This window comes from Methylobacterium sp. GC_Met_2 (assembly GCF_026540795.1).
GTDB lineage: Bacteria > Pseudomonadota > Alphaproteobacteria > Rhizobiales > Beijerinckiaceae > Methylobacterium.
The window spans coordinates 12,514-25,277 of record NZ_JALNUM010000049.1 but is presented as its reverse complement, the minus strand read 5'-3'; the positions used below and the strand labels follow the sequence as shown (position 1 = coordinate 25,277).

The window sequence follows — 12,764 nt, the reverse complement described above, 5'->3', positions numbered from 1 at the left end:
TGCAATTTTTTGCCGCAGGCGCAGATTGTGCAGCGCGGGACGGCGATGGCGTCGCGGTCCCGCAGCCCTTCTTGGGCGTTTCCTCCCTAGACTTCGGGCCGCTCCTTCGGGAGTGGCCTTTTTTCTGTGCGGTGGTCCATGGGGGCCTGTCACCGAACCGTGTCTGTCCGACTGGATCCGGCCGGGTCCTGACGTCATGCTGGCGCCGAGCGCCGGGACAGGCGCGGGAGGACACGCCATGCGGATCTCTGCGAGGATCGTTGCCGCGCTGCCGGCGCTCGCCTGCCTGCTCGCCCTCGCGGGTCCGGCGGCGGCCACGGACCCGCCGCGGTTTCAAGTCGATCCCGCTTGGCCGAAGCCGCTGCCGAACGCCTGGATTCTGGGTCAGGCCGCGGGCGTCGCCATCGACGCACAGGACCATGTCTGGGTGATCCAGCGACCGCGTACCCTCACCGACGACGAGAAGGCCGCAAGCCTCGATCCGCCCCGGACCAAATGCTGCAAGCCGGCCCCGCCGGTGCTGGAATTCGATCAGGCCGGCAACCTGCTGCGGAGCTGGGGCGGTCCCGGGACCGGCTATGACTGGCCGGCCAACGAGCACGGCATCCAAATCGACGGCCAGGGTTTCGTCTGGATCGCCGGCAATGGCGATCTGGACGGGCAGCTCCTGAAGTTTACCCCCGAGGGCAAGTTCGTGCTGCAGATCGGCAAGTCCGGCCCGCAGACAGACAGCCGCGACACCAGCCGCCTCGGCAAGCCCGCCAACGTCGATTTCGACATGGCGGCCAACGAGGTCTACGTGGCGGACGGCTACTACAACCACCGCATTATCGTGTTCGACCGGGATACGGGGGCGTTCAAACGGATGTGGGGCGCCTACGGCAAGCCGCCCACCGACGACAAGCTCGGCCCCTATGACCCGGCGGCCGCCCCGGCCCGGCAATTCGCCAACCCGGTCCACTGCGTGCGCATCGCCAAGGACGGGCTGGTCTACATCTGCGACCGGACCAACGACCGGGTCCAAGTGTTCAAGAAGGACGGGAGCTTCGTCACGGAGTTCTTCGTGGAAAAGAGCACCCGGGCCAACGGCTCGGTCTGGGAACTGGCGCTCTGGCCGGACGCGAACCAGACCTATCTCCTCAATGCCGACGGGGCCAACAACGAGGTCCGTACCCTGGAGCGCGCCACAGGCGCGGTGGTTGGCGCCTTCGGCCGGAACGGCCGCATGGCAGGCCAGTTTCACTGGATCCACAATCTAGCAATCGATTCGCAGGGGAACGTCTTCACGACAGAGGTCGATACCGGCAAGCGGGCGCAGAAATTCGTCCCGGTGGGGGATGTCGGCTTGCCCAAACGCGTACCGTGACCCGCCGCTGAACACGAATGGACACGCGCCGGCCCGTTCCCAAGCTTGCCCTACTGGGCAAGCCATATAGCGTCGAAGGATGCATCGGCCGATCGGACCGGGGGTTCTCGCGAACGAATCTCGCCTCCAAGGGCCAACGCCCTAGCTTTCCGCGTACGAACCGGCCAACCTTGTCTCGTTCGAGCACTGGCTTTCGGCTCGCCCGATGCTGCCCCTATGATCTCCAGTTGCCTCGAAGCGTCCCTTGGGACTCCGCAAAGCGCATCGGGTTTACCATCAGGCCGGACAGCCGGACCGCGACACAGGGAGAAGGACCAATATGATTCTCGTGAGCGTGATGTACCCGTCCGGCCCGAGCTTCGATATGGGCTATTACCTCGGCCATCACATGCCGCTGGTCCGGGAGCGCTGGTCGGCGCTAGGCCTGCACGACGCCAAGGTGGTCAAGGGCGTTGCGACACCGGATGGCGGCACTGCGCCGATCCAGGTCATGGCCCTGCTGACCTTCGAATCGGTCGACGCGTTCCGGAAAGCCGTTGCCGCCCATGGCACCGAGATCTTCGCCGATATCCCGAACTTCACCCAGGCGCAGGCCCAGGTTCAGATCAACGACTTTGCGGAGAGCCCGTGATCGATATCGTCAAGGCGGTGCAGGGGGCTGATCCCAGCCTCGGCACCTACGTCATCGTCCTGCGGGGCGACTCGCGGGCGCTCGACGGCCCGGAAAAGCTGTCGGCTGAGGCCCAGTCCTGGCTCGCGGCCAACGCCCCCGGTGGCCGTCTCGCGCATGTGAAGATCCAGCTCGCGCCCTACCCGGGCGCAAGCCCGGCCGAACGGGACGTCATCGTCATGGCCTTTGCGGAGGCACGGGAACTCGCCGCTTTCGCGACACACTGGACTGGCGATCCGCTGGAGGACGAATAAAGGCTCGGTTAACGGCGATGTTTCACGTGAAACATTCGTAAACCAGTTTACCCAGGTGGGCGTCGCACGCCGGCTCACCGACGAACGGGAACCGGCCCATTCATGCCGGGCCAGTCGGAATAGCCGTTCGCACCTCCCCCGTACCAATAGGCCTTCGGCGCCTCGGCCACGGGTGCGCCGGTGGCGAACCGCTCCACCAAATCGGGATTGGCGAGGTAGGGCCGGCCGAAGCTGAACAGGTCGGCCCGACCTTCGGCCAGCTCCCGCTCGGCGAGATCGAGGGTCAGCCCGTTATTGCCGATGTAGGCGCCCTCGAAGCGGCGGCGTAGCGCCCGGAGATCGACGCCCTCCGGCGCGTCACGGGTCTGCTGCGTCACGCCTTCGATCGCGTGGACGTAGAGAAGCCCGAACCGGTTGAGCGCATCGAGATAGCGTCCGTAGGTAACGTTCGGATCGGAATCCAGCGGGGTCTCGCCCGGCTGCGTCGTGGCCGGTGAGATCCGGATGCCGACGCGGTCACCGCCGCCCCAGACCTCGGTCACGGCCTGAACCACCTCCAGGGGAAAGCGCAGACGGTTCTCGATCGAGCCGCCGTAGCGGTCGGTCCGCCGGTTGGTCGAATCACGCACGAATTGTTCGAGCAGGTAGTTGTTGGCCGAGTGGACCTCGACGCCGTCGAACCCCGCCCGCTTGGCGTTCTCCGCAGCTCGGCGGTAATCCGCCACGATGCCGGGGATCTCGTCGGTCTCCAGGGCACGGGGCGTCACGTGGGGCTTCATCCCCTCGCGCGTGAAAGCGGTGCCCTCTGGCTTGATCGCCGAGGCCGAGACCGGAAGGTCCCCGCCCGGCTGCAGGTCGGGATGCGAGATCCGGCCCGTGTGCCAGAGTTGAAGAAAGATCAGACCGTCATTCGCGTGGACGGTCCGGACGATCCGCGACCAGCTCTCCACCTGCGCGTCGGACCAGATCCCGGGGGTGTAGGCGTAGCCCACGGCCTGGGGCGAGACGTTGGTCGCCTCCGCGACGATCAGGCCGGCGCTCGCCCGCTGGCCGTAATAATCGGCGGCGAATTCCGGCGGCACCCCGTCGTTGTCCGAGCGGCTGCGGGTAAGCGGTGCCATCACGACGCGGTTCTTGAGGCTCAGGCCACCAATCGTGACCGGCTGCAGGATCGGGCTGTTCGGCATGGGGGCTCGCAAAAGCTCTGAACGATGGGCGGCATGCGCCGGGCGTCGGGTGCGCGTGTCACGGTCCGAAGCGCAATCGAAGCGCTCCGCCAAGCCAACAACCCGCGACGGCAGGGTCGAGGTTCCACGCAGATCCAAGCGCCGGTTCCTTCGACGCGACGTCAGCGGCCAGGAACTTGGCCGTACCGCGCAGGGCTTACCCGGGGAGACGGCCGCACTTGGCCTCACCCCACCGACATCTGGAGACCCGCGTCATGAAGGCACTGTGCTGGCACGGCCGAAACGACATCCGTTGCGACACGGTCCCTGACCCGAAGATCGAGGATTCGCGCGACGTGATCATCAAGGTGACGAGCTGCGCGATCTGCGGCTCGGATCTTCACCTGATGGACGGGCTGATGCCCACCATGGAAAGCGGCGACGTGCTCGGCCACGAGTTCATGGGCGAAGTTGTTGAGGTCGGTCAGGGCTTCACCAAGTTCAAGAAGGGCGATCGGATCATCGTACCCTTCAACATCAATTGCGGTGCCTGCCGGCAGTGCAAACTCGGCAACTACTCGGTGTGTGAGCGCTCAAACCGCAACGCCGAGATGGCGGCGGCACAGTTTGGCTACACCACGGCCGGCCTGTTCGGCTATTCGCACCTCACTGGCGGCTACGCGGGCGGCCAAGCCGAGTACGTCCGCGTGCCGATGGCCGACGTGGCCCCGATGAAGGTCCCGGAGGGCATGGATGACGAGCAGGTCCTGTTCCTCACCGACATCCTGCCAACCGGTTGGCAGGCCGCCGAGCATTGCGAGATCCAGGGCGGCGAGACCATCGCGATCTGGGGCGCCGGCCCGGTCGGCATCTTCACGATCCAATCGGCCAAGATCATGGGCGCCGAGCGCATCATCGTGATCGAGACCGTGCCCGAGCGCATCGCGCTGGCCAGGAAGGCGGGGGCCACCGACATCATCGACTTCATGAACGAGGACGTCTTCGAGCGGATCAAGGAGATCACCAAGGGCCAGGGTGCGGACGCGGTGATCGACTGTGTTGGTATGGAGGCGAGCGCCGGCCACGGCGGCATCACCGGCGTGCTCTCGGCCGTGCAGGAGAAGCTCACCGCGACCGAGCGGCCCTATGCGCTGGCTGAAGCGATCAAGGCGGTGCGGCCCTGCGGAATCGTCTCGGTGCCGGGTGTCTATGGCGGTCCGTTGCCGATCAACATGGGCTCGATCGTCCAGAAGGGCCTGACCCTGAAGAGCGGCCAGACTCACGTGAAGCGCTACCTCGAGACGCTGACCAAGCTGATCCAAGAGGGCAAGATCGACATGACCGGCCTGATCACGCACCGGTCGCACGACCTTGAAGAGGGTCCGGACCTCTACAAGACCTTCCGCGACAAGAAGGATGGCTGTGTGAAGGTGGTGTTCCACCTCTGAGAGGATGGGATCGGCCTTGGTCGATCACGAATCACGGCATGGTCCGAGCGGCGATGAACTGCTCGGACCTCGCCATCCCCGACGGAATTCCGTAGCCTCCGGATTGGCAGCTTCACGGGCAAAATACTCATGCGGCCGCCCTTCGACGCAGCTCGTGATCGAACTAGAATCGACAGAAGAGCGGGGATCAGAGGCGCCCCCCCCGCATACCTGCTGATCATCCGCTCATAACGTGTACTCGTTTAGACTAAGCAGCGACTCAGGAAGAGCAAACACGCTCCTGAAGACTTATAACCGTTCAAGTCTTATCGAGGATTGGTCTTTTAAAATATAAAATTTATATATTCGAGACGTAGCTCAGTAAAAATATCTTCGGTCTTAATTCTTAAGCCTTACCGGATTACTCAACAGAGTGTGAGGCTGCATTCCCTGCCTCGAAAGTATGGTCTTTCGGCCTGAGCCGATCCGACGCTCTTGTCGAAAGAGTCGGCACCATCGAAGGGGGGATCAATTCAAATGGCCTTTGTGTTCGATCGAAGCCTCACATCCAAACTTGCGGCTTTGGATCGCTCCCAAGCCGTCATCGAGTTCGATCTCGACGGCAAGATCCTGACGGCCAACAAGAATTTCTTCGGCGCGCTCGGATATCAGCGCGACGAAATCCGCGGCAAGCCGCATGCCTCCCTCGTCGATCCGGCCCGTCGCGCCAGCACGGCCTATCGGGAATTCTGGGCGGCACTGCGGAGCGGTGCGTTCCAGGCCGGCGAATTCAAACGCATCGGCAAGGACGGCCACATCGTCCATATCCGGGCCTCGTACAACCCGGCCTTCGACCGCGAAGCGTGGCTGCTCAAGATCGTCAAATTCGCGACCGACATCACCGCGCTGGTGCGAGACCGCGCGCGCCGGGCGAAGATACAAGGCGCGATCGTCGGCGACCTGAACGCCATCGCGGACGCCGCGCCGAACGTCTCGCACCGAGCTGGGCAGGCAGCGGAATCCTCGACGCGGGTCTCCGGCGAGATCCAGGCGGTGACCTCGGGCGCCGAGCAGCTTGCCGCGTCGGCCGCCGAGATCAGCGGCCAGGTGTTGCAGGCCTCGGAAATTTCCGGGCAGGCCGTCGAACAGGCGAAGTCCACGCTGACGGGCATCGCCGGCCTCAGCGAGGCGGCCGCGCCGATTGGCGAGGTCATGGCGCTGATCCAGAGCATCGCGGCGCCGACCAATGTCTTGGCCCTCAATGCCACGATCGAAGCGGCGCGCGCCGGCGCGGCGGGGCGCGGTTTCGCGGCGGTCGCTGCCGAGGTCAAGGAGCTGGGCAATTAGACGTCCCGGGCGACCGAGCAGATCGGATCGCAGATTTCCGGAACGCAGGAGGCCACCCGGGAGGCGGTCGGGGCGATCCAGGCGACGATCGTGCGGCTGAACGAGGTTGCAGGCGCGATCTCCACAACCGTCGAGGAGCAATCCGCGGTGACGCGTGAGATGTCGGCGAACTTGCAGACGGCCTCGCAGGGCGTCGGCGCGATCACCCAGGGCCTCGGCAGGATCGCCCAATCGGCCAGCGAGGCGGACCGAGCCACACAGACGTTGCGGACCGCCGCCCAGAGTCTCGCTTGATCCGGCCGCACAACCGCCGGTGTTGACGGTCCCGCGCCCCGCGCCGAGAAGGCGCGGGGTCCCGAAGGCAGGACCGGGGATGGGCGGGACGGGCGATGTGCAACCTCTACAGCCTGCGCACCGGCCAGGCGGACCTGCGCCGCGCCTTCGGGATCGCGGACGACCGCACCGGCAACCTGCCGCTCCTGCCGGCGATCTTCCCCGACCAGATGGCCCCGGTGATGCGCAACGGCGCGGACAGCCGGGAGCTCGCGCTACTGCGCTGGGGCATGCCGGGCCCGAAGGCGTTCGGCGAGCAGCCGATCACCAACGTGCGCAACGTCGCGAGCCCGCACTGGCGACCCTGGCTCGGGCCGGCCCATCGCTGCCTCGTGCCGGCCACCGCCTTCAGCGAATACGCCGACACCAAGCCGCGCAAGACACCGGTCTGGTTCGCCCTGGCGGAGGACAGGCCGCTCTTCGCCTTCGCGGGGATCTGGCGCCCCTGGACCGGCATCCGGGGGACGAAGCGCGAAAACCCGGACCGCGCGGAGGCCGAGCACACGCTGTTCGCCTTCCTGACCACCGAGGCCAATGGAATCGTCGGACCGGTCCACCCGAAGGCGATGCCGGTCCTTCTGACCAGTCCCGAGGAATGGGCGACCTGGCTCGAAGCACCGACCGCGGAGGCGCTGCGCCTCCAGCGCCCGCTGCCCGATTCGGCACTGCGGGAGGTGGCGCGCGGACCGCGCGCGGACGGGCCCGAACCCGATGCGGACGGGACCTGAACCGCGGAAAGCCCGGCCCGATCGTGGCTACTGAACCGGGCCGCCGTCCCGCGCCTGAAGCAGGCGGATGGCTTCGCCCAGAACCGCGTGCAGATCCGCCGCGCCCTGCGGACTGAGGGGCAGGCCGATCCGCTGGCCGTGGATCGTATCGAGCACGACCATGGCGAGCTCCTCGCCGATCAGCAGGTTGGGCTGCGGCAGGCAGAGCGGCAGGACGAAATCGCCCTCCGTCTCGCCGAGGACATCCACGGCGTCCGAGGGGCGGAAAGGAGGCTTCGCATCAATCATCAGGGCTCTCCCCCACGATCCCGGTCGGGCAGGCGCAGCGACCGGACCGTCAAAGTGTCGATCTCCAGCGATCCGACCGCAAGCGCCCCCACGCGGGCGCGGCCGACCGAGAGGCGGCCGATCGCGAAGGCCCCGATCGCCACCGCCCCGAAGGCAGCGGCTCCGAGCGCCAGCGCGCCCAGCGCCGAGGCGCCGACCGCCCCGGCCCCGACCGCCCCGGCCCCGACGGCGCCGGACCCGAGCAGAGCCGCATCCCGGGCGGGCGGCGCGACCCCGCGCACCCGCGTCCGTTCACGCGTCTCCCGGGGCATCCTCGATGCGCTCATGCGAGCCCCTTTCACGGCTGGTTGGAGAGTTCGTATAGCCGACGTTAACCTGGTTTTCACGCCGTCCGGCCGAGGCTGGAGCCTCTTCGACCGCGCACCCGCCCGGCTCGAGAGGAGGCCGCCCGTGTCGCACCTGCTCCAGCCCTTGGCGATTTTCGCCTGCGGTTGCCTGCTGATCCACGCGGGCCGCGCCTATGCCCGCGCCACCACGGTCATGCTCTCGGCCACCGCCCTGACGCTGAGCGTGACGTTGGGCGCCGTGCTCTGCCAGCGGATCGGTCAGTAGAGCCGCGTCCGGTAGCCCTCGGCGATCGCGGCCTGGGCTTCCGAGACGGTCGCTGTCTGTCAGGGCCAGACCCGGATCGCCACCGGGCGGCGCAGCAGGTCCCGGTCGGAGGTGATGCTGCAGCCCTTCGTCCGCAGGCTGGCATAGGTCAGGAGCGCCGTGTCGCCGACATCGTCGAAGTTGCGGCCCTTGGCGTCCGGATCGAGAAGCGACGGGTAGGCGATCAGCGGTGCGGTCGCCGTGCAGGGATCGTCGTAGAGGGTCGCGCCCTCGACGAGCAGGCGGGGCTGGTCCCAGGCGATCAGGTCGCGGGAGCTGGTCCAGTAGAAGCCGGAACGCGCGAACCCCTCCCCCGCCTTGGCCATGAACACCGCGATCCAGGCGCCCGAGCCGCGGTGCCGGACCACGGCCCCGACGGGCCCCGGGAACGGACCGACCGGCCGGCAGGTGGCGGGCTTCGGAGCGGGGCTTCCGTAGGGATCCGGGAAGGCGGCGGTGAAGCCAGTGCCGGTCCAGGCCCGCCAGCGGGTCGGGTCGGCGGGATCGTCGCTGCGGAACAGGCAGAGTCCCGCCTCCTGGTCGCTGCCGGGACGGGTCCAGCCGGTGGTCGAGGCCATGAAATAGCGCCAGCGTCCGTCGGCGACGATGTTCGACGGGTTGAAGAAGCCGCGGTGACGGCCCTGATCGATCTCCTGCCGGAACGGGGCGCCGGCCACCACAACGGGCGGGCTCTTCCGCGTGAAGCTGCGTCCCCCGTCTACAGAGGCGGCGGCCGTGATCGTGTTGTACCAGCAGGCCATGTATTCCCCCGCCGGACAGCGGCCGGGATGTTCGTTGGCCTGATACTCGTGGTGCAGCAGCGCGGCCACGCGGGTGCCGTCCTCGGTCCAGGTGGCGGTGATCCACGAACGGTCGTCGTAGGCTGCCGGATCGGATTTCTCGCCCGAATCCAGCACCACCGTGCAGTCGAGCTTGAGGTGGCCGAGGTCTGGGCCGCGTAGCGCCCGGTTGCGGTAATGCAATCCGAAGAGCGCCACAGCGCCCATGGCATCGCGGAAGGCGCGGGCCGGGGCATCCGGGACATCGGTGCCATCGCAGGCATCGCGGCCCGCCTTGAAGACGATCGACGGCGGGCCGACCAGGGTCAGCGCCGAGAGCGGGGGATCGGCTGCGGCGAGGGCTGGGAGGGGTAAGACGGCGCAGAGCAGCGTGATCGCCGCGGACGTGAGACGCGACGCGCCCCCTCTCCCGTGCGGGAGAGGGCTGGGGTGAGGGATGAGAAGTCTCAGGATCGAGCACGCCGTCGACGCGCGTGAATGGCGCGCCGCATCCGGAGCGTCCTTATCCCTCACCCTGTCCCTCTCCCGCACGGGAGAGGGGACCCGCACTCTGTTCTGCAACCGTATCGCCGCCCACGATACGGAGATCCTGAAGTCCTCAAAGGAAGGCGGGAGAGTCCCGCGCCATCCTCCGACGACACGATCCGGCAGCAAGCCCATGGCAACGATCCGGCTGCGTCCCGGCCGCGCCTGGACAAACAGGCTGAGATTCGCTTGAGAACCCTTACAGAGTGCTTGCACTCGACTGGCCCGTCCAAGAGTCTCCCATGGTTCTCCTGATCCTCGGGCTCGTGCTGTTCCTCGGCACGCATGCCTTCTCGATGGCGCGCACCCGCCGCGCTGCGATCGTCGGCCAGATCGGCGAGGGCCGGTACAAGCTCGGCTACACCGCCCTGTCGCTGCTGGGGCTGGTGCTGATCGGTGTCGGCTTCCACGACTACCGACTCGCCGGCTACATCCCGGTCTGGGATCCGCCGGTCTGGACGCGCCACCTCGCGCTGACGCTGGTCTTGCTGGCCTTCATCAGCCTCGCCGCCGCCTATCTGCCGGGCCATATCCGCGCCAAGGCCAAGCACCCGATGCTGCTCGCCGTGAAGATTTGGGCGACGGCGCATCTGCTGGCCAACGGCGATCTCGGCTCGATGTTGCTGTTCGGCGGTTTCCTGGCCTGGGCGGTGACGGCGCGGATCAGCGCCAAGCGCCGGGCGCTGGCCCCCGGCGCGGTCGTGGCTCAGCATGCCGGCCCCGCGGTGGCGCCCCATGGCTGGCGCAACGATATCCTGGCGGTGGTGATCGGCACGGCGGCGTGGTTCGTCTTCGCGCGCTACCTGCACTACCCGGTGATCGGCGTGCCGGTCTGGCCGGGTCAGGCCTGATCGAGGATCTTGGGATTCCCAGGGGCTCGCCCTCGGGCAGGTTTTCAGGGCAGAGCCCTGAAGCTCAGTTGCCCAGGGCTCCGCCCTGGACCCGCGAAAGGTCTCGACCTTTCGAAACCGGGACATCTTCGTGCGCGGCGCGGACGGGCTTCGGGACAGGACCTGTCGCCAACCCGCCGCCCGTGTGTTAGGCGCGGGTCCCAATCGAGGTACAAGGTGGGGCGCCGGCATCGGCGGCCCGGGATAGAATGGCCGAGAACAACGAGTTCCTTCGCGAAGTCAACGAGGATTACCGCCGCGACCGGATCCTCCAGATTTGGAAGCGCTACAGCGGCGTGATCATCGCGCTCGCTGTGCTCCTGGTGGCGGGGGTGGCGGGCTGGCGCTACTGGCAGGCCCAGCAGCGCGCCGCCGCCGAGACGGCCTCGATCCAGTTCGATGAGGCCAACCGCCTCGCCAAGGAGGGCAAGGTCACGGAGGCCGACAAGGCGTTTGACGCCCTGGAGGCGCAGGCTCCGGCGGGCTACCGGCTGTTGGCCCGCTTCCGTGCCGCGGCCGAGACGGGCAAGCACGACGCGGCTGCCGGCGCGGCCGAGTTCGACAAGCTCGCCGACGATACCGGCCTCGGCGACGGTCTGCGTGACCTCGCCCGCCTGCGCGCGGCCCTGCTGCGCCTCGACGGACCGAACCCGGATCCGGCACTCGCCAACCTTCAGGGTCTGGCCGCCGGCACGCCGTTCCGCCACACGGCGCGCGAGATGCTGGGGCTCTCCGCCTTGAAGAAGGGCGACTACGAGGAGGCCGGCCGCTGGTTCGATCAGATCGTGGCCGATCCCGACACCCCGCGGAACCTGCGCGATCGGATCGAGGTCTATGCGGCGATCGTGGCGGGTGGCCCCGTCACGGTGACCGAGGCCAAGCCCGAGCCCGCCGCACCGCCCCCGCCGATCACTCGCTGATTTCTTCGAACTTTTCGAGACCTATCATGGATATGCCGACCGTCGCGATCGTCGGGAGGCCGAACGTCGGCAAGTCGACCCTGTTCAACCGCCTCGTGGGCAAGAAGCTCGCGCTGGTCGACGACCGCCCGGGTGTGACCCGCGACCGGCGTGAGGGCGACGTCACCTTCGGCGGCCTCCAGTTCCGGGTGATCGACACCGCTGGCCTCGAGGAGGCGGACGAGAAGACCCTCACGGGCCGGATGCGGATGCAGACCGAGGCGGCGATCCTGGCCGCCGACGTGGTGCTGTTCGTGATCGACGCCCGTGCCGGCGTGCTTCCGGCCGACCAGCCCTTCGCCGAACTGGTGCGGCGCTCCGGCTGCCCGGTGATCCTGATTGCCAACAAGGCCGAGGGCGGCACCGGTCTCGCCGGGGCCTACGAAGCCTTCACCCTCGGGCTCGGCGACCCGATCCCGTTCTCGGCCGAGCATGGCGAGGGGCTGGGCGAACTGCACGAGGCGCTCACGGGTGCCCTGCCCAAGCGCGATGACGACGAGGCGGACGAGGACGCCCCCGGCGGCCGGTCCCTGAAGGTCGCCATCGTGGGCCGCCCCAATGCCGGCAAGTCCACGCTGATCAACCACATGCTCGGCGAGGAGCGGCTGCTCGTGGGCCCCGAGGCCGGTATCACCCGCGATTCCATCTCGCTGGACTGGGAGTGGCGCGGGCGGCGGATCAAGCTGCACGACACGGCCGGGATGCGCCGCCGCGCCCGGATCGACGACAAGCTCGAAAAGCTCGCGGTCTCGGACGGGTTGCGCGCCGTGCGCTTCGCCGAGGTGGTGGTGGTGCTGCTCGATGCCACGATCCCGTTCGAGAAGCAGGATCTCACCATCGTCGATCTCGTCGAGAGCGAGGGCCGGGCCGTGGTGATCGGCCTCAACAAGTGGGATCTGGTCGCCGACCAGCCGGGCCTGCTCAAGCAGCTGCGCGAGGATTGCACCCGCCTGCTGCCGCAGGTGCGCGGCGTCTCGGTGGTACCGCTCTCCGGGCTGGCCGGCGACGGGATCGATAAGCTGATGCAGGCGGTGGTGGATGCCGCCGAGGTCTGGGACAAGCGGATCTCGACCTCGCGCATCAACGACTGGCTAAGCGAGGCGACCTCGCGCAACCCGCCTCCGGCGGTCTCGGGCCGGCGGATCAAGATCCGCTACGCGACCCAGGTGAAGAGCCGGCCGCCGCATTTCGCGCTGTTCGGCAACCAGCTGAATGCGCTGCCGAAATCCTACACCCGTTACCTCGTGAACGGCCTGCGCGAGGCGTTCGAGCTGCCGGGCACGCCGATCCGCCTGTCGCTCAGGACTTCCCAGAACCCGTTCGACAAGGGGTAACCGGGCTTCCAGGCGACCCGGGGCTC

Annotated in this window: 15 protein-coding genes; 10 read left to right on the top strand and 5 right to left on the bottom strand. The window is 67.6% G+C overall.

All coding sequences use genetic code 11. The features are described from left to right. The first annotated feature begins 238 nt into the window (after positions 1 to 238). The 3 genes from OXS49_RS17385 to OXS49_RS17375 all read left to right on the top strand — a co-directional run bounded on the left by OXS49_RS17385 (position 239) and on the right by OXS49_RS17375 (position 2,290). Positions 239 to 1,366, top strand: a complete 1,128-nt coding sequence (locus tag OXS49_RS17385; RefSeq protein ID WP_244006110.1) for a hypothetical protein — start codon at positions 239 to 241, stop codon at positions 1,364 to 1,366. Between the two features lie 319 nt (positions 1,367 to 1,685). Beyond that, on the top strand, positions 1,686 to 1,997 hold the full coding sequence (locus OXS49_RS17380; protein ID WP_244006109.1) for an EthD family reductase: 312 nt from the start codon (positions 1,686 to 1,688) through the stop codon (positions 1,995 to 1,997). Then, complete coding sequence (locus tag OXS49_RS17375) at positions 1,994 to 2,290, top strand: hypothetical protein (protein WP_244006108.1); 297 nt, start codon at positions 1,994 to 1,996, stop codon at positions 2,288 to 2,290. Before OXS49_RS17380 ends, OXS49_RS17375 begins: the two co-directional genes overlap by 4 nt. 74 nt (positions 2,291 to 2,364) lie before the next feature. Here the strand turns inward: OXS49_RS17375 and OXS49_RS17370 are convergent, their stop codons facing one another. Continuing rightward, complete coding sequence (locus OXS49_RS17370; protein ID WP_267425854.1) at positions 2,365 to 3,477, bottom strand: alkene reductase; 1,113 nt, start codon at positions 3,475 to 3,477, stop codon at positions 2,365 to 2,367. A 254-nt stretch (positions 3,478 to 3,731) separates the two neighbouring features. Here OXS49_RS17370 and OXS49_RS17365 point away from each other — a divergent pair, with 254 nt between their 5' ends. Together OXS49_RS17365 and OXS49_RS17360 are read left to right on the top strand one after the other, a co-directional pair. After that, on the top strand, positions 3,732 to 4,904 hold the full coding sequence (locus tag OXS49_RS17365) for a zinc-dependent alcohol dehydrogenase (protein ID WP_244006106.1): 1,173 nt from the start codon (positions 3,732 to 3,734) through the stop codon (positions 4,902 to 4,904). Positions 4,905 to 5,420: 516 nt separating this feature from the next. Further along, positions 5,421 to 6,230 (top strand): methyl-accepting chemotaxis protein, encoded by an 810-nt coding sequence (locus OXS49_RS17360; protein ID WP_276081909.1) that lies wholly within the window; start codon positions 5,421 to 5,423, stop codon positions 6,228 to 6,230. Here OXS49_RS17360 and OXS49_RS17355 read toward each other — a convergent pair. Further along, positions 6,227 to 6,487 carry a hypothetical protein gene (locus tag OXS49_RS17355; RefSeq protein WP_244006105.1) on the bottom strand — a complete coding sequence of 87 codons (261 nt, stop codon included), beginning with the start codon at positions 6,485 to 6,487 and terminating at the stop codon, positions 6,227 to 6,229. The genes OXS49_RS17360 and OXS49_RS17355 overlap by 4 nt on opposite strands. 132 nt (positions 6,488 to 6,619) lie before the next feature. Here OXS49_RS17355 and OXS49_RS17350 point away from each other — a divergent pair, with 132 nt between their 5' ends. After that, positions 6,620 to 7,291 (top strand): SOS response-associated peptidase, encoded by a 672-nt coding sequence (locus OXS49_RS17350; RefSeq protein ID WP_267425853.1) that lies wholly within the window; start codon positions 6,620 to 6,622, stop codon positions 7,289 to 7,291. Between the two features lie 27 nt (positions 7,292 to 7,318). On the opposite strand, the gene OXS49_RS17345 is transcribed toward OXS49_RS17350, so the two are convergent. Together OXS49_RS17345 and OXS49_RS17340 are read right to left on the bottom strand one after the other, a co-directional pair. Further along, positions 7,319 to 7,579 (bottom strand): hypothetical protein, encoded by a 261-nt coding sequence (locus OXS49_RS17345; RefSeq protein ID WP_244006100.1) that lies wholly within the window; start codon positions 7,577 to 7,579, stop codon positions 7,319 to 7,321. Further along, complete coding sequence (locus tag OXS49_RS17340; protein WP_267425851.1) at positions 7,579 to 7,905, bottom strand: hypothetical protein; 327 nt, start codon at positions 7,903 to 7,905, stop codon at positions 7,579 to 7,581. The genes OXS49_RS17345 and OXS49_RS17340 overlap by 1 nt, the downstream gene beginning before the upstream one ends. Before the next feature lie 124 nt (positions 7,906 to 8,029). Here OXS49_RS17340 and OXS49_RS17335 point away from each other — a divergent pair, with 124 nt between their 5' ends. Further along, positions 8,030 to 8,191, top strand: a complete 162-nt coding sequence (locus OXS49_RS17335) for a hypothetical protein (RefSeq protein WP_244006096.1) — start codon at positions 8,030 to 8,032, stop codon at positions 8,189 to 8,191. Between the two features lie 59 nt (positions 8,192 to 8,250). Here OXS49_RS17335 and OXS49_RS17330 read toward each other — a convergent pair whose 3' ends face one another. Further along, positions 8,251 to 9,405: a hypothetical protein gene (locus OXS49_RS17330; RefSeq protein ID WP_244006137.1), complete on the bottom strand. Its 1,155-nt coding sequence runs from the start codon at positions 9,403 to 9,405 to the stop codon at positions 8,251 to 8,253. Positions 9,406 to 9,797: 392 nt separating this feature from the next. On the opposite strand from OXS49_RS17330, the gene OXS49_RS17325 reads away from it, so the two are divergent. From OXS49_RS17325 to der, 3 genes are all read left to right on the top strand, one after another. Further along, the gene (locus OXS49_RS17325; protein ID WP_244006095.1) at positions 9,798 to 10,406 is read left to right on the top strand and encodes an NnrU family protein; all 609 of its coding nucleotides are present in this window, start codon (positions 9,798 to 9,800) and stop codon (positions 10,404 to 10,406) included. 248 nt (positions 10,407 to 10,654) lie between these two features. Further along, positions 10,655 to 11,365: a tetratricopeptide repeat protein gene (locus OXS49_RS17320; protein WP_244006094.1), complete on the top strand. Its 711-nt coding sequence runs from the start codon at positions 10,655 to 10,657 to the stop codon at positions 11,363 to 11,365. Between the two features lie 26 nt (positions 11,366 to 11,391). Further along, complete coding sequence (gene der, locus OXS49_RS17315) at positions 11,392 to 12,738, top strand: ribosome biogenesis GTPase Der (protein ID WP_267425850.1); 1,347 nt, start codon at positions 11,392 to 11,394, stop codon at positions 12,736 to 12,738. Positions 12,739 to 12,764 lie beyond the last annotated feature (26 nt).

Bases quoted from the DNA above. Each gene is read 5' to 3' on its own strand.
- OXS49_RS17320 (WP_244006094.1), top strand. From the start codon at position 10,655: ATGGCCGAGAACAACGAGTTCCTTCGCGAAGTCAACGAGGATTACCGC.
- OXS49_RS17345 (WP_244006100.1), bottom strand. From the start codon at position 7,579: ATGATTGATGCGAAGCCTCCTTTCCGCCCCTCGGACGCCGTGGATGTC.
- OXS49_RS17370 (WP_267425854.1), bottom strand. From the start codon at position 3,477: ATGCCGAACAGCCCGATCCTGCAGCCGGTCACGATTGGTGGCCTGAGC.
- OXS49_RS17360 (WP_276081909.1), top strand. From the start codon at position 5,421: ATGGCCTTTGTGTTCGATCGAAGCCTCACATCCAAACTTGCGGCTTTG.
- OXS49_RS17380 (WP_244006109.1), top strand. From the start codon at position 1,686: ATGATTCTCGTGAGCGTGATGTACCCGTCCGGCCCGAGCTTCGATATG.
- OXS49_RS17340 (WP_267425851.1), bottom strand. From the start codon at position 7,905: ATGAGCGCATCGAGGATGCCCCGGGAGACGCGTGAACGGACGCGGGTG.
- OXS49_RS17325 (WP_244006095.1), top strand. From the start codon at position 9,798: ATGGTTCTCCTGATCCTCGGGCTCGTGCTGTTCCTCGGCACGCATGCC.
- OXS49_RS17350 (WP_267425853.1), top strand. From the start codon at position 6,620: ATGTGCAACCTCTACAGCCTGCGCACCGGCCAGGCGGACCTGCGCCGC.
- OXS49_RS17385 (WP_244006110.1), top strand. From the start codon at position 239: ATGCGGATCTCTGCGAGGATCGTTGCCGCGCTGCCGGCGCTCGCCTGC.
- OXS49_RS17365 (WP_244006106.1), top strand. From the start codon at position 3,732: ATGAAGGCACTGTGCTGGCACGGCCGAAACGACATCCGTTGCGACACG.
- der (WP_267425850.1), top strand. From the start codon at position 11,392: ATGGATATGCCGACCGTCGCGATCGTCGGGAGGCCGAACGTCGGCAAG.